Source organism: Algiphilus sp. (assembly GCF_965216485.1).
Taxonomy (GTDB): domain Bacteria; phylum Pseudomonadota; class Gammaproteobacteria; order Nevskiales; family Nevskiaceae; genus Algiphilus.
This window is the reverse complement of record NZ_OZ244162.1, coordinates 2,799,295-2,819,546: the sequence shown is the minus strand read 5'-3', so window position 1 is coordinate 2,819,546 and position 20,252 is coordinate 2,799,295. Positions and strand designations below refer to the sequence as shown.

The following is a 20,252-nucleotide window of genomic DNA, read 5'->3' as shown; positions in this document are numbered from 1 at the left end:
TTTCATCAGGAGACATCAAAATGAGAAACAGAACATGGCTTTCGACAATGGCCCTCGCCGCCTTACTCGCTGTCAGCGGTACGGGGCTGGTCGGCTGCAAGGCGGATGAGAACGGGCAGGCACCGGGCACCGTCGAAGATCGCGATGGTGACCGCGTCGGTAATAGAGTAGATAACTGCCCGGCTACGCGGAACCCCGACCAGACCGATACCGACAATGACGGGATCGGCGATGCCTGCGACGATGATCGCGACGGCGATCAGATCGCCAATGCGCAGGACAATTGCCCCGATTCGGCCAATGCCGCGCAATCCGATCTGGACAATGATGGTCGCGGTGACGTATGCGATGCGGATCGCGATGGTGATGGCGTGGGCAACAGCGCTGACAATTGTCCGAACACCGCCAATCCTTCCCAACAGGATGCCGATAACGATGGGCAAGGTGACGCCTGCGACAGCGATCGCGATGGCGACGACTTGGCTAACGTCATCGACAACTGTCCAGATACCTCCAACCCTGATCAGAGCGACAGCGATGGGGATGGCGTAGGCGATGCCTGCGATAGCAGCAATGATGAGGACAACGATGGCGTTGTGGATGCGACCGACAATTGCCCGATGACGCCCAATCCTGCGCAGCAGGACACCGACGGTGATGGAGCGGGTGATGCCTGTGACAGTGACAACGACGGTGATGGTGTCGACGACGGGGCAGATAACTGCCCGCAGACGGCCAACCCCGACCAGGCGGATTCGGATGGTGATGGTCTGGGTGACGCCTGCGATACCGGCGATGACTCCGACAACGATGGCGTGGCCGACGCCGTCGACAACTGCCCGCTGACCCCCAATCCCAGCCAGGCCGACAATGACAACGACGGGGCCGGCGATGCCTGTGATCCGGACGACGACAATGACGGCGTGCTGGACGACGGCGATGGGTCGGGCACGATCGGCGACAGCGCCTGTCCTGCAGAAGGGACCTCAACGAGCCCCGGGATGGGCGGCTCCACACAGGGCTGCGATGACAACTGTCAGTTCACCAGCAATGCCTCGCAGCAGGACACCGACGACGACGGAAACGGCGATGCCTGCGACCCGGATGACGACGGCGACGGCATCGAGGACGGCAACGACAATTGCCCCCAGACCGCCAATCCGGACCAGAGCGATGCTGACAACGACGGTATTGGTGATGCCTGCGACGACATGAGCAATGTCGATACCGACGGCGATGGGGTCAACGACGACCAGGACAATTGTCCGCAGACCGCCAACCCCGCTCAAATCGATACTGATGGGGATGGCACCGGTGATGCCTGCGATTCCGATGCCGATGCCGACGGCGTGGATAACGATTCCGATAACTGTCCGTTGACCGCCAATAACGCGCAGACGGATACCGACCAGGACGGCATCGGCGATGCCTGCGATCCGGATGACGACAACGATGGTGTGCCGGACGAGCAGGACAACTGTCCCACCACGTCGAACCCTTCGCAGGCCGACGGAGATGGCGATGGCATCGGGGACGCCTGTGACCAAAATACCGACAGCGATGGCGATGGCGTCGAGGACAACCAGGACAATTGTCCGAATACTCCCAATCCGGAGCAGGAGAACGCGGACGGGGACAACTTCGGCGATGCCTGCGATGCGGACAGCGACAACGATGGCATCCTCGATGACGGTGATGGTTCCGGCACGGCGGGCGACAACCCCTGCACGGGGGGTGAAGTCGCGAACTGCGACGACAATTGTCCGCTGACACCGAATGCGCCGCAGAGCGATGCGGATGGGGACGGTATTGGCGACGCCTGCGACCCCTTCGAAATTGTGTCCTGCGGCGTCGGCGATAGCTTTGCGCTCAATCCCATCATCGCGCCCGATGCCACAGTCAACTCCGGTGCGGAGAACACCTGCGTGGGTTGCTCGGTCAGCAACGATGGCAACGTCATCGATGACACCCTGACCAATGTGGCCACCATGTCCACGCCCCTTGGCTTGATCGATGGCTCGACCTTCATCACTGTGGAGTCGACGGCCGCCAGCGCACCCTTCACCGGAAGCAACCGGGTTGGATTCATCGTTTCCGATCCCAACGATGCGCTGAGTCTGGATTTGCTCGAAGCCATCGAGATTCGCACTCTCCTCGACGGTACTGTGCAGGAGGTCAATACCGAGGCAGCAGGTGCCATGTTGAATCTCGATCTCGCAGAGGCCAGCCTTGCCGGCAATGCGGGGCTCGATTTCGTGAGCATCGACGCACAGGAGGATTTCGATACGGTGCGGATCGATTTCACGGCCACGGCTTCCGTGCTGACCAATCTGGAAGTCTTTGCCGCCTGCGTGGGCCCGACGACGAATTAGGTCCGCCACCCGCATCCAGCGTCACGCGACGCTGGGTGCGGCCGGTCCTACGGCAAGCATTTACCCGGTGGTCTTCAGGCCACCGGGTTTTCTTCTGTGTACTTCCGCGAACGCCTTTCGCAGCCTGTGCCGCCGCGCGCGTCTGAAAGGGCGGGGCGAGATCGTGTATTTTTGTCGCCGAAACGGCGTCTCCAACAGGTCCGGCGGACTCTGGATGCGACCGCATCACGCTGCGCCCATAGCTCAGCCGGATAGAGCAACGGCCTTCTAAGCCGTGGGTCGGTGGTTCGAATCCACCTGGGCGCGCCACGCGGCGTGCACTTTGCCACGCCTCAACGCGCAACAAGGAACGATTGGCCGATGTCGGCTGAAATTATTGACGGTAAAGCGTGTGCACGGGCGGTGCAGGAACGGGTGGCCGCGGCGATTGCCAGTCGTCGCGCGCGCGGATTGCGCGCTCCGAGTCTTGCCACAGTACTTGTCGGGGAAGACGCGGCCTCCCAGATTTACGTGCGCCGCAAGCGCGAAACCTGTGCGGCCCTGGGCATTGCTTCCAAGCCCATCCATTTCAGCGAAAGCGTGTCACAGGAGACCTTGATCGCGGCCATCGACGATCTGAACGCCGATGACAGTGTGGACGGGATTCTGGTACAGCTGCCGCTACCGGCGGGGATCGATCCGACGCGGGTGATCGAACGCATTCGGCCCGACAAGGATGTGGATGGCTTTCATCCCTATAACGTGGGACGCCTGGCGCAGCGCATCCCGCTGTTGCGCCCGTGTACGCCGGCGGGAATCATCGAATTGCTGCGTGCGCGCGGCGAGCCACTGCATGGCCGTCGTGCGTTGATCGTCGGTGCGTCCAATATCGTGGGGCGTCCGATGGCACTGGAACTGCTGCTGGCCGGTGCCACCATCACTGTGGCGCATCGCTTTACGGTGGATCTCCCGGAGCGGGTCAGCGAAGCGGAACTGCTGGTCGTCGCGGTCGGAAAGCCTGGCCTGGTGGAGGGCCATTGGGTGCGTGAGGGTGCGACGGTGATCGATGTGGGCATCAATCGGCAGCCCGATGGTTCTCTGGTGGGTGATGTGGGCTTTGACGCTGCATTCGAGCGCGCGGCCGCCATTACCCCTGTGCCAGGAGGTGTTGGACCGATGACCGTGGCCATGCTCATGCAGAACACGCTCCAAGCGGCCGATCTACGGGAGGCGGCGGCTACCGAGTAGCCGCCGCCGGATCCGGCGCTGTGCGCCGGCACGCCGCATTCGCTACTGAATCTGAGCTGCCCAGACCACCGGTTGGCCTTTGGCGGCCCAGGTATCGGCATGGGGTACGTAGGCCTTTTCGACGACATCGCGCTTGACCTTCATCGTGGGCGTCACGAAGCCGGTTTCGGTGGTCCACTGGTCTTCGATCACGACGAGGAAGGCGAGCTGCTCGTGCTGATCCAGTTGCTGGTTGACCGCCTGTCGATAGTTGGTCAAATCCTGCATCAGCGCATCGCGTTCCGTTGTATCGCGGCACCGCTCCAGCGCTTCGGCGGACAGCATGAGAATGCCGAAGGGTTGCTCCCGGTCCGCCCCCGCCACGCAGCAGGCTTCGACCGCGTCGTGCGCCACCAACTTGTCCTCGATGGGGGCGGGTGCGACGTATTTGCCTTTCGAGGTCTTGAAGATATCCTTGACCCGCCCAGTGATCCGGAGGCGCCCCTGGCGATCTACTTCCCCGAGGTCGCCGGTGCGCAACCAGCCGTCCTCGGTGATCGCTTCCTTGGTTTTTTCCGGCTCCTTGAAATAGCCGACCATGACCGCGGGGCTGCGCATCTGTACCTCGCCGTCTTCGGCGATGCGGCATTCCACGCCTTCATAGGGGTAGCCGACGTAGCCTGGGTGCGTGTCTCCCGGGATATTGGAATGCGAAATGGCCATGTTCTCGGTCATGCCATAGACCTCGATGATCTCGAGGCCGAGCCGCTTGTACCAATCCAGCACGGAGCGCGGCATCGGCGCGGCGCCGCCGCCTGCAAACTTCACCTGGTCCAGACCGAGACCCGACAAAATCTTCTTCTTGATGAGGCCGCTTAGGATGGGGATGCGGAGCAGGCGCTTGAGTTTCTCGTCCGGCATCTTGGCGTTGACGCCCTGCTTGAACTTCACCCAGAGGCGCGGCACCGAGAAGAAGAAGGTCGGCCGCGCACGCTGCAGATCCTGCAGGAAGGTATCCAGCGAATCCGCAAAGAAAATGTGCATGCCGGTCTGCAAGGCCCCCGCTTCCACCGCGATGCGCTCAGCAATGTGCGAGAGCGGCAGATAGGAAAGCACCCGATCATCCGGGCCCATGCTGAAGCGCTTGTTGCCCGACTTGATGGCCCAGGCGAAGGCGCCGAAGGTATGCATCACTCCCTTGGGCATGCCCGTCGTGCCGGAGGTGTAGATGATGGTGGCCAGATCATCCGCCTTGCGCTCCGGGAACTGCTCAACCGGGGACTGCTCGGCAATGATGGCATCCCACTCGTGGAAATCATTGGGCGGGGACAGCGGGAAGGCAATGCACTGTACGCCGTCGGGGACGCCCGGCTTCATTGCATCCCAGTCGTCGAGCTTGCCGATGAAGGCCGCTTTCGCTTCGCTGTGTTCAAGAATCTTGCGGACGGAATCAGCGGTCAGTGTGGGGTAGAGGGGTACCGAAATGTGCCCCGCCATCCAGATGGCCCAGTCGCTGAGCAGCCAATGCGCGCAGTTCTTGGAGATGATCGCGATATTGCTGCCTTCGGGATAGCCCTGCGCCAACAGCCAATTTGCCATGCGTCGCGCTTCGCCGATGGCTTCTGCCCAGGTGTACTCGCGCAGTGCGCCGTTGCCCATGGGTTGTGTCATGCAGATCTTGTCGCCGCGCGTTTGCTCCAGGTGGGCCAGGCGGGCGAGCGCCAGATCTGCGGGCTGGATATCCATTCTTGCTTCTCCTCGTTGTGTGGCGCGAAAGCTTGCGCGAGTGTGTCATGGCGCGATAGCGTTCGCTAGTCTTTCATTCCCATACGGTAATTTCAATGACGGCACGCAACCCTTTCCTCAATGCGGACCATGAGAGCTTTCGAACGCAGATTGTGCGCTTTGTGGAAAAGGAAATTACCCCTCATATCGACCATTGGGAGCGAGAGGGGCAGTTGCCAAGAAGTCTGCACAGCCGGGCAGCTGAAGTAGGGCTTCTCCAAGTCGGCTTCCCCGAGGCCCACGGCGGGATCGAGGTGCCCGATCCCTTTTTTGAATTGATCGCGATGGAGGAACTGGCACGGGTGGGAAGCGGCGGCCTGATCGCGAGCCTCATGAGCCATGGCATTGGTTTGCCACCCATCGTCGCGGCAGGCACCGAGGAACAGAATGAACGCTTTGTCCGTCCGGTGCTGGAAGGCAGCAAGATCGCGGCGCTGGCCATTACGGAACCCTCAGGCGGTTCGGACGTGGCCTCGATTCATACCATCGCGCGGCGAGAGGGCGATGACTTCATCGTCAACGGCAGCAAGACCTTCATCACCTCCGGCATGCGCGCCGATGTCATCACGACGGCGGTGCGTACCGGGGGAGAGGGTATCGGCGGCATTTCGCTGCTGGTGCTGGAGGGCAATACGCCCGGTTTGTCCCGAACCCCACTCGACAAGATGGGTTGGCGTTGCTCGGACACGGCGACCCTCTACTTCGACGACGCCCGCGTGCCAGCGAGTCATCTCATCGGCCCGGAGAATGCAGGCTTCATGGCCATCATGCAGAACTTCAACAGCGAGCGACTCGGCCTGGCAGCCCAGGCTTGGGGGCTGGCGCAGGCCTGCTATCAGGAAGCGCTCGACTGGGCGCGCGACCGGGAAACCTTCGGGCGTCCGCTGATCACGCGCCAGGTCATTCGGCACAAGCTGGTCGACATGAAGATGATGATCGACGCCGTGGGGGCGCAGCTTTATCAACTGGCGTGGCGTCTGGGCCAGAAGCAGCAACCGGTGGCCGAACTCTGCATGCTGAAGAACCTGGCGACCTCCACGCTGGAGACCATTGCCGGCGAGGCCGTACAGATTCTCGGGGGTGCGGGCTATCTCACCGGCGCCAAATCCGAGCGGATCTTCCGTGAAACCAAGGTGCTATCGATTGGCGGCGGCGCATCGGAAATCATGAAGGACCTGGCATCGAGACAGCTCGGGTACTAGGTCAAAGATCACCCGGAAAGAGAAACGCCCGCTTCAAGCGGGCGTTTCTGTTATGACCTCGATTGTCGCCTAGGGCAATGGGATCGGGGAATCACTACCGCCGTCGCCAGCCTCGTCCTCACCATCGTCCGCGAACGGATCGCCAGGATCAGTGGGCTCTGGCGGCTGTTCGGCGCCCGTATTACCTGCAATCTGCTCGTTGAGGGCGTCCGTGATCTCGCCGAGTCCTTCCACCAAGGTCGGCAGCAAGGCAATCCCGGCCGGACTTTCTCCGCTGACACCAATGATGCCGAGCAGCGGATCGGTGAGCAGACCCAGCGCATCTTCGCCCAGTAGCGTCCCAAGCACGGTCTCGGACAGCGTATTGAGCGCGCCCTCCAGTGCTTCGCTCACAGGACCCTCGATCACTTCATTGTTGAGAATCGGGCCCAGGATGGTTTCCAGCAACAGGATGGTCTCATTGAGCAGGCCTGAGCCCTGCATGCCGGCAAGCTGACCGATAGGCAAGGTAAACAGCGTTCCGAGTTCGCCGCATAGGCCATCCACTTCCTCACCGGACAGGGCGCTTTCGCCCTGCAGAATGGCGTCATCGACAGGGAGCACGATCACCGTCGCCGCGCGCGTGGTCGGGCTGTCTTCAAAGCCCGGTGGCGCCACGGTCGGATTGAACTCCGCCGCGGCGCAGTTGTTGGCAAGACCGGTGGCACCGTCGGCGATGAGACGACCGCGCTCTTCCTCCAGGCCATTGGTGATCGTGATCGACGGATCCGTCGGCTCATCGTCATTGCGGCAGGCCTTTCCGTCGTTGGTGGCAGGGCCACCATTGACCCGGAAGTTGGTCGCCGGCTGCTGGTTCACGTTGATGACGATCTGCGAGACCGCTCCATCCGCCTCGGTCTCGAAAGTCAGTGCGCTCAGCAACTTGTCGCGACCGCGGATTTCCTCACCGTCCAGCAATTGCGAGGCGTTAGTGAAGCCGACGCAGGTGAAGTTCTTGCTGATGTTGAAGGTGGTCTTGGTGATGCTCTTGGGCTGACCCGCGTCATCCAGCAGACCGACACGGACATCCTGTTCGGCATCGGCCACCGCTTCGCCGGTCTGATTGGTGCGGCAGTTGATGCCGGCGCCGGTGTCGCTTGGGGCACCACCCAGGCGGGCGCGCACAGGGGCCGTGCCTTCGGTGAGGCCCTCGACCAGCGCGACCTTAATACCGGAAGCGGTGGTGATGGGCTCCATCGGCGGTGCCTCGTCGCCCTCGGCGGGTTCACCTGTCGGGCGCATGGTCTGAACATCGATGATGTCGTTGCTGCCGCCCACCTGCACCGGAATCACGCGACCATCGTCGCAGGCGGTGGCCAGATCAGGCAGCAGCGTGCCCTGGTTCTGCTCGGGATCATCCTGCTTGTAGGCGACCACTGCATAGGGCAGGGAGACGCTTGGCAGGGTTTGGTGGCGTTCAAGCGCGCCGTTAGGACACGGTGTTTCGCCGTCAGGATCACAAGTCGGCACCTGGCCGTCGGAATTCAGGCCGAAGAGCAGGGCATCCTCGCTAATACGGCTGCGGAATTCGGCCGCATCCGCTTCCTGCAGACCAGCGAACACACCGGCTTCCTCGAAGGCCGCCACGCCAATCGGGACCAGTTCAAGGGTCGAGAATTCCGGTGTGAGTACCGTGATGTTGGCAGTGTCGATCTGGCCCGAGAAAACACCCTCCACGGTTGCCGGACTTGCGGCTGGCGTAGCAGCGATGCCTCGCACCGGAATGCTGAGCGAATCCTCCGGCGTTTCCTCGATGGTGATGAAGCTCTCGCCTGCGGTGACGCTCAGCGCATCCAGCACCACCGGTAGCCGCACCGGCGTGTCGTCACCCGTATCAAACAGGGCAGTCGCGCTGACCACGGATGCGCCACCCACAATGATGCGCGGCGGCGTGGCGCTGATCTGCAGCGAATCGTCGACCACCGATGCCGGAGCGACGTTGATATTGGCGCTCGCGGTGCTGCGATTGTTCTGCGGGTTTTCGGTCTCTGGCGGTACCAGCTCGGCAGTGACCGAGTAGGTGGCATTGTCTTCCGTGCTGGTGTTCTGGCCCGAGAAGACACCGGTAACTGGTGATACAGCGGCGCTGCCGTCCGGATTGGTGGGTGTTGCAGTCCAGCTGAGTCCATCGCGTTCCGCGACGCACTCGTTCGGGATGGCGATCGGATCACCGTTGGCATCGACGAACTGCACCAGTGCGCGCAACTGCAATGCCTGACCGGCGGCCACCAGGCTGCCCTCGGCGGGCGTGCTGCAGCTGCCCGTCTGGTCGGGGTCCGCGAAAATGCGCGCGATGCGCGGAATACCGCCGACGATGGTCAGCGTATCGCTCACCGGTTCGGCGTCTGCGCTCGTGGCCGATGCGGTCACGATGACCGGGGTACCCTCGTTGGTGGGGGAGATGGCGCGCACGCGACCCGGATTGCCGGGCACGAAAGCGGCTTCACCCTGCGGCGCGTCCAGCCTGAAGGTAATCAGGTTGGTGTTGGTGATGTCCTGTTCCGATCCGTCCTCGAAGGTGCCGATGACGCGGAAGTTCACGGTGCCACCCACATTCACGCGCGGCGGATTACTGCACTGCCCACCGGTGCTGGTGAAGCACTGCAGCTCCAGGGAAAGGAGGTCACCGCTTCCGACAGAGGCGGGGCTTCGGACGGCACCATCTCCGCATGCGCTCAGTACCAGCGCGCACGCGACAGCGGCAATCCATGAATATAGCGAGGTTCGCATTACTTCCGCCCTCCAATGAGGCTCATTTTCGTAGTCAGTCCGAATGGCACCGCCGAGGAAAGGCGCAACGGTCCGCATCCGATGGTTGTTGCTGGCGATCTTTTCCAGCGACACTATAAGCAGTAGTATTGCAAATCGCTAGAAAGAAAAGCCATGCGTTGCGTGTCGGGAATAGGATGACATGACACGTCCGCATGGGATTGCACCGCACGGCTGAGCCAGGGAGTGACAAAACGTGATGGGTCGAATTTGGGTATCCGGGGCGCTCTGCCTTGGTTTGTTTGCGGGATCCGCAATAGCGCAATCCGGAGGCCCATCCGCCGCCTCCTATAACGATTTGCGCTGGTATCTCCAGGGTGAAGCCGGTTTTATCGCCAGTGACAGCTCCGAGATTGATAATGGTGTTGCTGGCTATCTATCGGTCGGTAAGCCGCTCAGCGAATGGTTTTCGCTGGAGCTGGACGTCGGGTTTGCCACTCTGGACGCCTCACCTGCGCCGGACTACGAGCGCCTGCTCGTCGGTGTGAAGGGCGTGGCCTATCTGCGTTCCGGTCCGGACGCGAACAGCCTCGGCGGTATCCGTCCGTTCCTGTCTGCCGGTCTGTACGGGCACTCCATCGATTTCATCGATGCGCAGAGCCTGGACGAGGTCTCCAGCGACAGCTTGAGCTACCAGGTCGGCGGTGGCTTCACGTACCCGTTGAGCCGTCTGCTCACGCTGGTCGGTTCGGCGCGCTACGGCATTGACGAATTCCAGGGCAATGTCCGCGACGACACCTACTACACCTGGACCGGCACGCTGGGTCTGCGCGTCAGCTTCGGTGAGTTCCCGCCCGACAGCGACAACGACTCCGTGCCGGATCATATCGATGAGTGCCCTGGCACCGCGCCGGGTGTGACCGTGGATCGCTTCGGTTGTCCGCTGGATTCCGACGGTGACGGTGTGCCGGATCCGCAGGATCGCTGCCCGGGCACCCCGGAAGGCGTGGCCGTGGACCGTAACGGCTGCCCGCTGGATTCGGACGGTGACGGTGTACCCGACTATATGGATCAGTGCCCGAACACGCCGAAGGGCGAGCGCGTGGACAAGCGCGGCTGCCCGTTCACGGATTCGGACGGTGATGGTGTACCCGATCATCTGGATCGCGACCCGAACACCCCTGCCGGTGTCGCGGTCGACCAGTACGGCCAGCCGCTGGATTCGGACGGCGATGGCGTGCCGGATCATCTGGACCGCTGCCCGAACTCTCCTCCGGGTGCCACGGTGCTGCCGAACGGCTGCGCCCTCGAGGGCGATCGTCGTCTGGCCTATCCGGGTGAACCGGCCGACGCCGACGGCTATGCCACCGAGCGGACCCAGAACTTTATTCTGCGCGGTGTGAACTTTGAGTTCGATTCCTCGCGTCTGAAGCCGGAGTCGCGCTCGATCCTGAACCAGGCGGCAGAAGTCCTGAAGGCCTACCCGAACGTCAATGTCGATGTGGAAGGTCATACCGACAGCATTGGCTCCGATGCCTACAACCTCGGTCTCTCCGAGCGGCGCGCCAATGCGGTCAAGGCCTACCTCGAGCAGCAGGGCATCGCGCCGCGTCGCATGACGGCGGTTGGCTACGGTGAAACGGTGCCGATTGACACCAACGAAACCGAGGAAGGTCGTGCCAACAATCGCCGCGTGGAGTTCCGCGTGCGCTGATTGCTGCCGATCGGCTGACAATGTGGCCCCGGCGACTCGCTCGCCGGGGCCTTTTTTGTGTCTGGCTTGCGCTTGCGCTATCCCCGTGAGTTGCTGGCTGTCGCTAGTAGCGGGTAATGCTGGAGTCGCTACCGGGGTGTTCCGCGCAGTTGGCATCGCGGAGGAGGGCCGCGCCGTAGAGCAGGGCGCGCATCGTTGCGCTGGTTTGGCCGGGATCGTGGACGAAGGAATCGGGCTACGGCCTTGACGTCACGCGCAACGCGGAGGCTTGGCAACGGTGTTGCTCAGTGGTGCAGGTGAGTCATCGACAAGCCTACGCAGCAGAAGGGCGCTCGACCGGACTGCTGAAGGGATCGCTATGGTGGAACCCTATGAGAGAACGCTATGCGTTCGCGCGATCCAGCATTTCGCGAAAGAAAGCGACGATGTCTCGGCGCGCTTCTCGTGCTTCGGGGAAAACCGCACCGAACAGCGGGAAGGCATGCGGCAGGGCGGGCCACAGATCCACGCGCAAGTCCACGCCCGCCTCGTGCATCCGCGCTGCCAGCAGCAGCGTGTCATCGGCGAGGATTTCGCCGTCGGTCGCCAGCAGATAGATCGGGGGCAGGTCATGGCAATCCATGTAGAGCGGGGACAGCTCGGGGTTGGATGCATCCTCGCCACCGGCATACAGCGGATCAATGCGGTGCAGCGCGGCAGCGGGCAGGATGGGATCGCGCAGCCGCAGCCGTGCCCGCGACGGCGGCGCATGAATCCGCCCCATTTCGGTAGCGGGGGAGAGTGCCGCTGCGCCACAGGGCATCGGCAGGCCGGCCTTGCGGATGCGCTGAAGCAGGCCTAGCAGGAGATTGGCGCCCGCGGACTCGCCCGCCAGCATGATGCGTTCGGCGGGAAAGCCGCGTTCGAGTAGCGCGCGGTAGGCCTGCTCGCAATCATCGAGTGCGGCCGGAAAGCGATTCAGGGGCGCCAATCGGTAATCCAGCAGGAAACCGGAGCTTCCGAGCGTGTGACAGAGATCCGCTAGCGCAGCGCCATGCACCGGGGGCGCGGCGGGCAGGACGAAGGCGCCGCCGTGCAGGTAGAGCAGCACCGGGCGGTCGGTATCCCTAAGATCACCAACGCAGTGTCCGGGCGCCTTGCCGATGACTCCGTACTCAAAGGGCAGGCCCTTGGTATCCCGGCATCGTTGCGCCGCCATGCGCAGCTGCACCTTGGCCAGACGCTGATGCGAACCGCTGAGCAGGCGCCCCAGCCACGGCCGCAGAAACCACCGCATCAGCAGCAGAATCATCCGGCTTCTCATCCGCAGTCGTGTGGTCTTGAAGCGCAGATACGGGGGCGCAGCCTGGGGTGCGGCCATGAAGGTTCTCCTTACATGCGGAACACGCCGTAGCGTGGTTCGGCAATCTCGGTATTCAGTGCGGCGGAAAGGGCGATGCCCAGCACGTTGCGGGTATCGGCTGGGTCGATCACACCGTCGTCCCACAGCTCGGAGGTCGACCAGTAGGCCGAGGATTTGCGCTTGAATTCCGCCAGTACCGGATCGCGGATGGCGGCGTAGTCCGCATCCGATAGCTGCTGGCCTTGACGTTCCAACTGCCGGAACTTGACGTCGGCCAGGGTATTGGCAGCTTGCTCCGCGCCCATGACCGAGATCTGGTGGTTGGGCCACGCAAACACAAAGCGGGAATCAAAGGCGCGTCCGGACATGCCGTAGTTGCCGGCGCCAAAGGAGCCGTGGCACATGACGGTGAACTTGGGCACTTCGCAGTTGGAGACGGCCATGATCATCTTGGCCCCATCCTTGGTGATGCCCTGCTCTTCGTAGGCCCGACCCACCATGAAGCCGGTGATGTTCTGCAGGAAGACGATAGGCGTCCGGTTCTGGTTGCAGAGTTCGATGAAGTGCGCGCCCTTGAGCGCACTGTCGTTGAACAACACGCCGTTATTGCCCAGGATGCCGACCTTGTAGCCCCAGATATGGGCGTAGCCACAGATAAGCGTCTTGCCGTAGTTGGGCTGGTACTCGTGAAAGCGCGAGCCGTCCACGATGCGGGCAATGACTTCGCGGACGTCGAACTGCGCCTTGATGTCCTTGGGAATGACGCCGTAGAGCTCCTCGGCCCGGTAGTAGGGCGCCTCGGGCGCCTGCCATTCGATCTGCGCCTTGGTCGGGCGCTTGAACTGGCCGACGATGTCGCGGGCGATGGCAATGCCTTCTTCCTCGCTGGACGCTGGATAGTCCGCGGTGCCCGAGGTCGAGGTGTGCATATCCGCGCCGCCCAGGTCCTCGACGCTGACCTCCTCGCCCGTGGCGGCTTTGACCAGCGGTGGCCCCGCCAGGAAGATGGCCCCCGTCCCGCGCACGATGACGTTGTAGTCCGACAGCCCCGGCACATAGGCACCACCGGCAGTGCAATGGCCCAGTACCACGGCCACCTGCTGGATACCCATCTTCGACAGCATGCACTGATTGCGGAAGATCCGCCCGGCGTAGTACTTGTCAGCGAAGAGCTCTGCCTGCAGCGGCAGGAAGCCGCCTGCCGAGTCGCAGAGATGCACGACGGGCAGTCGGTTCTCGATGGCGATATCGAGCGCGCGCACGGTCTTCTTCACGGTCAGCGGATACCAGGCGCCGCCCTTGACGCTGGCGTCGCCGGCGTTGATCACGACCTCTCTGCCCGCAACGATGCCGATGCCGGTGACGCAGGCCGCGCCGGGTACCTCGCCGTCGTAGGCCTCGGTGGCCGCAAGCGAGGAGAGTTCCAGGAAGGGCGTGCCCGCATCCAGCAGCAGTTCGAGCCGGCGGCGGACGAAGTGCTTGCCCTGCTTGTCCAGGCGGTCGAAGTCCCGCTGCGGACGGTCCTCGCGGGCCTGCCGTTGGCGTTCGCGAAAGGCTTCCACGAGGCTGCGGTTGTGTGCCGCATTGCTCTGAAAGTCCGGGCTGGCGGTATTGATGGCGGAAAGAAGGCGCTTCATTGGGCAGGCTCCAGGGTCAGCAGCACGCTGTCACGGTCGAAGCTCTGGCCCACGCTGTAGTGCACCTCAGCCACCGTTCCGTCGCGCGGCGCCGTCAGCGTGGTTTCCATCTTCATGCTTTCCATGGTCAACAGGGGCTGGCCGGTGGTCACGGTCTCACCGGCATCGACCTCAAGCCGGACGATGCTGCCCGGCATGGGGGCGCGCAGCACGTCCTCTTCGCTGCCTCGCAACTGCGCAGCAAGGCGCTCCAGCGGATGGGCATAGCGCAGGTGCCAGTTCTGCCCCCGGCAGTGGATGAAGACGTCGTCGCCATGGGTCGCCACGATGACGTGCTCACTGATGCCGTCGACCGTCAGCAAGGCGCTGCCGTCGTCCTCTAGGTGCAGATTCACCGGGATGACCTCGTCCTCCAGGTGCAGCCGGTAACCATGGGCGCTGCGCGACAGGGCCAGTGGCCATTCGGCATCGCATAGCTTGAAAGCGTGGTGCATGGGTCCTACTCGTGGTGGGCGCGACCCGCGTGAGCGGCGGGGTGCGATTGGTCGAGGCGTCGAGCGCCACACTGGGCTGGTCGTGGCAGGTGCATCAGTTGCGCCAGTCGCCGATTGCGGCGTGCAGCGACGGAGTGCTGTCAGCCACGTCGCGGATGGGGCGCGTGGAAAGCGCGGCGCCCGCCAGCAGCCGCGTCAGCGTGGCCTGGTCTGGCGGGGCCGCCTTGGCCACTTCGGGATGGGCGTCCAGATAGCCAGTGTGGATGGCCGCGGTGACAAAATCGGGGTGATCCATCAGCGCGCGCAGAAAGGCCACATTGGTCTGGCAGCCGAGCAGGACCGTGGCTTCCAGCGCAGCGCGTGCGCGCGCGATGGCCTGGTCGCGGTCCTCGCCCCAGACGATCAGCTTGGCGATCATCGGGTCGAAGGCCGCCGTGACCGCGCCACCTTCGGTGACACCGCCATCCCAGCGCACGTGCTCCCCCTGCGGTGGAATCAGGCGCAGGATCGGGCCGGTGGTCGGTAGATAGCCCGCGGCCGGGTCTTCGGCATAGATGCGCAATTCAATCGCGTGGCCACGGGTGGCGATGGCAGACTGCTCCAGAGCCAGCGGCTCGCCAGCGGCAATGGCCAGCTGCTGCGCCACCAGATCGATGCCGGTGACTTCCTCCGTGACCGGGTGCTCGACCTGCAGCCGGGTGTTCATCTCGAGGAAGAAGAATTCCCCCTTGCCATAGATGAATTCCACCGTGCCTGCACCGCGATAGCCGATGGCGCGGGCGATGCCGGCGGCGGTTTCGCTGATATGCAGGCGCTCGTCGGCGCTCAATACCGGAGCGGGAGACTCCTCGACGATCTTCTGGAAGCGACGCTGTACCGAGCATTCCCGTTCGAAGACGTGCACGACCTGACCATGGGCATCACCAAGCACCTGTACTTCGATGTGCCGCGGCTCGTCGATGAAGCGCTCCACGTAGAGGCGGCCGTCGCCGAAATAGCGCTGGCCCTCGCTGCGCGCTGTGGCGATCTCCGTCTCGAGCGTACTCAGGTCGCGCACGATGCGCATGCCCTTGCCGCCGCCGCCGGCGGAAGGTTTGATCAGCAGCGGTGCACCTACGGCGCGGGCGCGTTCCACGAAGCTGTCCGGATCGTCGTCCTCGATGGCCGACGGAGCCACGGGAAAGCCGCCCTTCTCGACGAAAGCACGCGCGCGCACCTTGTCGCCCATCAATTCGATCTGGTCGGGTTTCGGACCCACAAAGGCGATGCCGGCCGCCTCGACCGCGCGCGCGAAATCGGCATTCTCGGACAGAAAACCGTACCCCGGATGAATCGCACCGGCGCCGCAGGCCTGCGCCGCGGCGACGATCTGCGCGGCATCAAGATAGGCCGCCACTGGCGTGTCGCCAGTGATTTCCACGGCGCGATCGGCCTTCGCGACCGCCGGGCTGTCGCGGTCGGCGGCGTGATAGACCACCGCGGCGCGCAGGCCTAGGGCATGCACGGTGCGGATCACGCGCAGGGCGATCTCGCCGCGATTGGCGATCAGAACGGTATCGAAGGGCCAGCGGGTGATGGAGGGCGTCGTCGCCACAGGAAACTCCGGCTGAAAGTCAGTGAGAGACGGCAGGGCGGGAGGTCCCGATCCCTTGCTGCAAAAGATCCATGAGGGCGTCGGCTGTGGTTTCGACCTCCAGCGCGCCTCGACCGCTGAGGTAGTGCCAGCTGTGATGCTCGATGGCGCCGTAGATGGTGTCGCGCAGCAGCGCCACGGGCAGCCGGGCGCGGAAGCTGCCATCGTCCATGCCGTTTCGGATGACACGAGTCAGCAGGCTGGTGTAGCGGCGGTTGAGCTGGTGCAGGGTGGAACCCTCATAGTCCCCCGCACTTCGAAACTCCCGAAACATCAGATGGCAGAGCAGGGGCTCGTCGTGAATCGCCTGCAGATGCAGACGCACCAGCCCAGCCATGGTGTCGATGGGATTGCCATCCGGTGTGCAGAGCGCTTCGCCTTCGTCCAGCAGGCGCCGATACCATCGTGCCAGCACGGCCAGCAGCAGATCGCGCTTGCTGTCGAAGTACTTGTAGATCGTGCCCTCGACGACGTCGATGCGGGCGGCGATGGCGGCCACCGAGGTCTGCTCGAAGCCGCCCTGGGTGAAGGCGTCGTGGGCAGCGTCGAGAATCATCGCCACCCGATCGGCGCGCGCCATTCGCGGCGCGTGGGCGCGCAAAGCCGTCACCGGCCGGTCCAGGCGGGCGTGCGCTTCTCCTGGAAGGCCTGCATGCCCTCGGCCGCATCGTCGGTGCTCGACATGACGGGCACCATCACCTGGGCGTATTCCAGGGCCTGGGACAGACTCATATCGCGCATGGCGTGGAAAGCCTGCTTGCCCAGCCGGACTGCCGTCGGGGATTTGCCAACCGTGCGCGCGAGCAGCCAGTCGAGCTTGTCGTCGAGCTCCGCGCGCGGCACCACGTAGTTGAAGACCCCCCATTCCAGGCCTTCGGCGGCGCTGAACTGTTCGCCGGTGATGCACATCTCCTGCAGCTTGCGGGCCGGCAGCAGGCGCAGCATGTAGGGCAGGATCATCATCGGCGTCACGCCGATGCGTGATTCCGTGGTGCCGATGCGGATATCGTCGGCGGCTATCGCCATGTCGCAGGCGCAGAGCAGGCCGAAGCCGCCCGCCATGACATGTCCGTTAACGCGGGCAATCAGCGGTAGCGGGCATTCCTCGATGTATTTGAACAGCTGCACGATGTAGTGCTTGGGCTGCGAGAAGTCGACGGCGAAGGCGCCGCCCTTGACGTCCTTTGCGAGATCTGCGCCAGCGCAGAAGGCCTTCTCGCCGACACCGGTCAGCACGATGGCGCGGGCGTCCTGGGCCACGGCTTCGCGGATACCCTCGCCGATGCGGCCGATGACTTCCTGATTGATGGCGTTACGGCGTTCTTCGCGGTTAATGGTGATCCATTGCACCGCGTCGCGGCGCTCGATCAGGACGGAATCGCTCATGTCGGCTCCCTGCAGTTGATGCAGCGAGCCTAGGGATTGCTTAGTGAGTCGTCCTCACCCATTTGCGCGAGGACGTCGCACGGGCGAGGTCGAGGGGCGCAGCAGGCACCTCAGCCGCCGTAGAGATCGCGCGTCATGCGGCTGAAAAAGCGCGTACGCGCGCGGCTGCCGAAGCAGCGCATGATGGCGGCAACCAGACGGTTCATGCGGCCTGGGATGAAGAGCGGGCCACGACCGGCTGCCAACGCGCGAAGTGTGTCTTCCGCCACCGCCGCCGGCGCCATCGGCATGGCGCGCTTCTGCTTGTGCTGAGGCGTGTTGTGGCGGTAAGAGGGCGTGTCGATGGCGCCGGCCAGGCAGGCCATCACCGCCACGCCGTCTGAGCGCAATTCCTCCCACAGACTTTCGGCCAGCACGCTGTTGAAGGCCTTGCTCGCTGCGTAGCTGGCGATCAGTCCCGAGCCCTGCAGGCTGGACATGCTCGACATCAGCACGATGCCACCGCGACCGCGTGCGCGCAGGGGCGGGATCAGGGCGTGACACACGGTCAGTGGGCCGCGGCAATTGACGTCGACGATGCCCAGATGATGGGTCAGCTCCGCCTCCTCAAAAGGCGCGATGTGCGTACGTGCCGCGTCGTAGACAAGCAGTCCGATATCGCGATCGCCCAGGCACTCAGGGAGCTGGGCGGCCAGGTCCGGTGACGCAAGGTCCAGTGTGACGGTGACCACCTCGATCGGATAGGCCGCGCGCAGGCGGATGGCAACCTGATGCAGTAGCTCGCCGCGCCGTGCCAGTAGCACCAGGTGCATGCCGCGCTGGGCCAGCGCTTCGGCGTAGGCAAGGCCCAGGCCCTCGGAGGCGCCGGCAACCAGTGCCCAAGGGCCGAAGCGTGCGGTGAAATCGGTGGCGGACATGCGATGCTCCCATTCAAGGAGCGTGCATCCTCTCCCTGCACTGGCCCGCTGACTTCATCCGTTTCGGGGTGTCGGTCGCGGTTCAGGGCTTCAGGCGGTATCCGGTGCGGAAGATCCAGTAGATCGTCACCAGGCAGAGCAGCATGAAGAACAGCGTCATGCCCAGGCTCAGGCCGACCGCGACATCGGCGGTGCCGGTAAAGCTCCAGCGGAAGCCGCTGACCAAGTAGACCACCGGGTTGAACAGGGTCACGGTCTGCCAGAAGGGCGGCAGCATGCTGATGGAATAGAAGGTTCCACCAAGGAAGGTCAAGGGCATGACCACCATGAGCGGCACGATCTGCAGTTTTTCGAAGCCGTCCGCCCAGATGCCGATGATGAAGCCGAGCAGGCTGAAAGTGGTTGCCGTCAGAACCAGAAAGGCGGCCATCACCAGCGGGTGGGCGATCGGGTAATCCACGAATAGACGCGCGGTAATCAGGATCAGCGTGCCCAGAATCAGCGACTTGGTGGCCGCGGCTCCGACATAGCCCAACACGATTTCGACGGCGGAAATCGGCGCCGAGAGCACTTCGTAGATCGTGCCCGAGAAGCGCGGGAAATAGATGCCGAAGGAGGCATTGGAGATGCTCTCGGTCAGCATCGAGAGCATGATCAGGCCGGGCACGATGAAGGCGCCGTACTCCACGCCGTCGATGACGCCGATGCGCGAGCCAATGGCGGTGCCGAAGACAACAAAGTACAGCGTCGTCGACAGCACCGGCGAGGCCACACTCTGCAGCAGCGTACGCCCGGTGCGGGCCATTTCGAAACGGTAGATGGCTGCCACGGCACGCCAGTTCATGCGCGCCCCTCCCGCACCAGTTGCACGAAGATTTCCTCCAGCGAGCTTTCCCGCGTGTGCAGGTCCTTGAAATCGATGCCGTGCGCGTCCAGCTGGCGCAGCAGGGGCGCGATACCGGTGTGCTCCTGCTGGGCGTCGAAGCGATAGATGAGTTCCATGCCATCCTCCGATAGCGCCAGCGCACCGCTTTCCAGTGCTTCGGGCAGCGCCGTCAGCGGCGCCTGCAGGTGCAGCCGGAGTTCCTTCTGGCCCAGCTTGCGCATCAGCGCCTGCTTGTCATCGACCAGGACGATGCGGCCATGGTTGATCACACCGATGCGATCTGCCATTTCCTCGGCCTCTTCAATGTAGTGCGTGGTGAGGATGATGGTGACCCCGCCAGCCCGCAGGCTGCGCACCATTTCCCACATATCGCGACGCAGTTCCACGTCGACACCGGCCGTGGGTTCGTCGAGAAAGAGGATGCGCGGCTCGTGCGATAGCGCCTTCGCGATCATCAGACGGCGTTTCATGCCGCCGGACAGCTCCAGGATACGGTTGCGCCGCTTGTCCCACAGCGACAGATCGCGCAGCACCTTCTCGATATGCGCGTCGTTGCGTGCCTTGCCGAACAGACCCCGCGAGAAGCGCACGGTGTTGTAGACGGTCTCGAAGGCGTCCGTCGTCAGCTCCTGGGGCACCAGGCCGATGCGCGCCCGCGCGGCGCGAAAGTCACGCTGCACGTCGTAGCCGTCGGCAAGGATGCGTCCGGCGCTGGGGCGGACCAGACCGCAGATGGTGCTGATCAGTGTCGTCTTGCCGGCACCATTGGGGCCCAGCAGCGCGAAGATTTCGCCTTCCTCAATGTCCAGATGGATATCCTGCAGGGCACGGAAGCCGGAATCGTAGGTCTTGCTCAGCCCCTCGACCCGAATGATCGCTGGCACGGTATTCCTCGCTGATGGCGTTGGGCGGGCATGATAGGCGCGCGGC

The 20,252-nt window shown here is 63.6% G+C and carries 15 protein-coding genes and 1 tRNA gene; 5 read left to right on the top strand and 11 right to left on the bottom strand.

What is annotated here, in order from left to right; translation table 11 throughout:
* The first annotated feature begins 20 nt into the window (after nt 1-20).
* From ACOOFO_RS13020 to folD, 3 genes are all read left to right on the top strand, one after another.
* Nucleotides 21-2,372, top strand: coding sequence for a thrombospondin type 3 repeat-containing protein (locus ACOOFO_RS13020; protein WP_420427183.1), 2,352 nt, complete (start codon nt 21-23; stop codon nt 2,370-2,372).
* A 232-nt stretch (nt 2,373-2,604) separates the two neighbouring features.
* Nucleotides 2,605-2,681: transfer RNA gene (locus tag ACOOFO_RS13015), tRNA-Arg, on the top strand.
* 51 nt (nt 2,682-2,732) lie between these two features.
* Entirely contained in the window at nt 2,733-3,599 is an 867-nt protein-coding gene (folD, locus tag ACOOFO_RS13010; RefSeq protein ID WP_420427182.1) for a bifunctional methylenetetrahydrofolate dehydrogenase/methenyltetrahydrofolate cyclohydrolase FolD, read from the top strand.
* A gap of 42 nt (nt 3,600-3,641) precedes the next feature.
* On the opposite strand, the gene ACOOFO_RS13005 is transcribed toward folD, so the two are convergent.
* Complete coding sequence (locus ACOOFO_RS13005; protein WP_420427181.1) at nt 3,642-5,324, bottom strand: AMP-binding protein; 1,683 nt, start codon at nt 5,322-5,324, stop codon at nt 3,642-3,644.
* Between the two features lie 95 nt (nt 5,325-5,419).
* Between ACOOFO_RS13005 and ACOOFO_RS13000 the strand changes: the two genes are divergently transcribed.
* Nucleotides 5,420-6,565 carry an acyl-CoA dehydrogenase family protein gene (locus ACOOFO_RS13000; RefSeq protein WP_420427180.1) on the top strand — a complete coding sequence of 382 codons (1,146 nt, stop codon included), beginning with the start codon at nt 5,420-5,422 and terminating at the stop codon, nt 6,563-6,565.
* Between the two features lie 69 nt (nt 6,566-6,634).
* Here ACOOFO_RS13000 and ACOOFO_RS12995 read toward each other — a convergent pair whose 3' ends face one another.
* The gene (locus ACOOFO_RS12995) at nt 6,635-9,145 is read right to left on the bottom strand and encodes a hypothetical protein (protein ID WP_420427179.1); all 2,511 of its coding nucleotides are present in this window, start codon (nt 9,143-9,145) and stop codon (nt 6,635-6,637) included.
* Nucleotides 9,146-9,572: 427 nt separating this feature from the next.
* On the opposite strand from ACOOFO_RS12995, the gene ACOOFO_RS12990 reads away from it, so the two are divergent.
* Nucleotides 9,573-11,027: an OmpA family protein gene (locus tag ACOOFO_RS12990; RefSeq protein ID WP_420429778.1), complete on the top strand. Its 1,455-nt coding sequence runs from the start codon at nt 9,573-9,575 to the stop codon at nt 11,025-11,027.
* Nucleotides 11,028-11,409: 382 nt separating this feature from the next.
* Here ACOOFO_RS12990 and ACOOFO_RS12985 read toward each other — a convergent pair whose 3' ends face one another.
* The 9 genes from ACOOFO_RS12985 to ACOOFO_RS12945 form a co-directional block, all read right to left on the bottom strand.
* Nucleotides 11,410-12,387: an alpha/beta hydrolase gene (locus tag ACOOFO_RS12985; RefSeq protein WP_420427178.1), complete on the bottom strand. Its 978-nt coding sequence runs from the start codon at nt 12,385-12,387 to the stop codon at nt 11,410-11,412.
* Nucleotides 12,388-12,398: 11 nt separating this feature from the next.
* Nucleotides 12,399-14,006: an acyl-CoA carboxylase subunit beta gene (locus ACOOFO_RS12980; protein ID WP_420427177.1), complete on the bottom strand. Its 1,608-nt coding sequence runs from the start codon at nt 14,004-14,006 to the stop codon at nt 12,399-12,401.
* Nucleotides 14,003-14,500 (bottom strand): acetyl-CoA carboxylase biotin carboxyl carrier protein subunit, encoded by a 498-nt coding sequence (locus ACOOFO_RS12975; RefSeq protein ID WP_420427176.1) that lies wholly within the window; start codon nt 14,498-14,500, stop codon nt 14,003-14,005. The genes ACOOFO_RS12980 and ACOOFO_RS12975 overlap by 4 nt, the downstream gene beginning before the upstream one ends.
* A gap of 94 nt (nt 14,501-14,594) precedes the next feature.
* Complete coding sequence (locus ACOOFO_RS12970; protein ID WP_420429776.1) at nt 14,595-16,076, bottom strand: acetyl-CoA carboxylase biotin carboxylase subunit; 1,482 nt, start codon at nt 16,074-16,076, stop codon at nt 14,595-14,597.
* A 37-nt stretch (nt 16,077-16,113) separates the two neighbouring features.
* Entirely contained in the window at nt 16,114-16,713 is a 600-nt protein-coding gene (locus ACOOFO_RS12965; RefSeq protein WP_420427175.1) for a TetR/AcrR family transcriptional regulator, read from the bottom strand.
* Nucleotides 16,714-16,739: 26 nt separating this feature from the next.
* Nucleotides 16,740-17,519 (bottom strand): enoyl-CoA hydratase-related protein, encoded by a 780-nt coding sequence (locus ACOOFO_RS12960; RefSeq protein ID WP_420427174.1) that lies wholly within the window; start codon nt 17,517-17,519, stop codon nt 16,740-16,742.
* Between the two features lie 110 nt (nt 17,520-17,629).
* Nucleotides 17,630-18,436 (bottom strand): SDR family NAD(P)-dependent oxidoreductase, encoded by an 807-nt coding sequence (locus ACOOFO_RS12955; protein ID WP_420427173.1) that lies wholly within the window; start codon nt 18,434-18,436, stop codon nt 17,630-17,632.
* Nucleotides 18,437-18,518: 82 nt separating this feature from the next.
* Entirely contained in the window at nt 18,519-19,280 is a 762-nt protein-coding gene (locus tag ACOOFO_RS12950; protein WP_420427172.1) for an ABC transporter permease, read from the bottom strand.
* Nucleotides 19,277-20,206, bottom strand: coding sequence for an ABC transporter ATP-binding protein (locus tag ACOOFO_RS12945; protein ID WP_420427171.1), 930 nt, complete (start codon nt 20,204-20,206; stop codon nt 19,277-19,279). Before ACOOFO_RS12945 ends, ACOOFO_RS12950 begins: the two co-directional genes overlap by 4 nt.
* Nucleotides 20,207-20,252 lie beyond the last annotated feature (46 nt).

Coding starts and splice junctions, on each gene's coding strand:
- ACOOFO_RS13020 (WP_420427183.1), top strand. CDS start 21: ATGAGAAACAGAACATGGCTTTCGACAATGGCCCTCGCCGCCTTACTC.
- folD (WP_420427182.1), top strand. CDS start 2,733: ATGTCGGCTGAAATTATTGACGGTAAAGCGTGTGCACGGGCGGTGCAG.
- ACOOFO_RS13005 (WP_420427181.1), bottom strand. CDS start 5,324: ATGGATATCCAGCCCGCAGATCTGGCGCTCGCCCGCCTGGCCCACCTG.
- ACOOFO_RS13000 (WP_420427180.1), top strand. CDS start 5,420: ATGACGGCACGCAACCCTTTCCTCAATGCGGACCATGAGAGCTTTCGA.
- ACOOFO_RS12990 (WP_420429778.1), top strand. CDS start 9,573: ATGGGTCGAATTTGGGTATCCGGGGCGCTCTGCCTTGGTTTGTTTGCG.
- ACOOFO_RS12985 (WP_420427178.1), bottom strand. CDS start 12,387: ATGGCCGCACCCCAGGCTGCGCCCCCGTATCTGCGCTTCAAGACCACA.
- ACOOFO_RS12980 (WP_420427177.1), bottom strand. CDS start 14,006: ATGAAGCGCCTTCTTTCCGCCATCAATACCGCCAGCCCGGACTTTCAG.
- ACOOFO_RS12975 (WP_420427176.1), bottom strand. CDS start 14,500: ATGCACCACGCTTTCAAGCTATGCGATGCCGAATGGCCACTGGCCCTG.
- ACOOFO_RS12965 (WP_420427175.1), bottom strand. CDS start 16,713: ATGGCGCGCGCCGATCGGGTGGCGATGATTCTCGACGCTGCCCACGAC.
- ACOOFO_RS12960 (WP_420427174.1), bottom strand. CDS start 17,519: ATGAGCGATTCCGTCCTGATCGAGCGCCGCGACGCGGTGCAATGGATC.
- ACOOFO_RS12955 (WP_420427173.1), bottom strand. CDS start 18,436: ATGTCCGCCACCGATTTCACCGCACGCTTCGGCCCTTGGGCACTGGTT.
- ACOOFO_RS12950 (WP_420427172.1), bottom strand. CDS start 19,280: ATGAACTGGCGTGCCGTGGCAGCCATCTACCGTTTCGAAATGGCCCGC.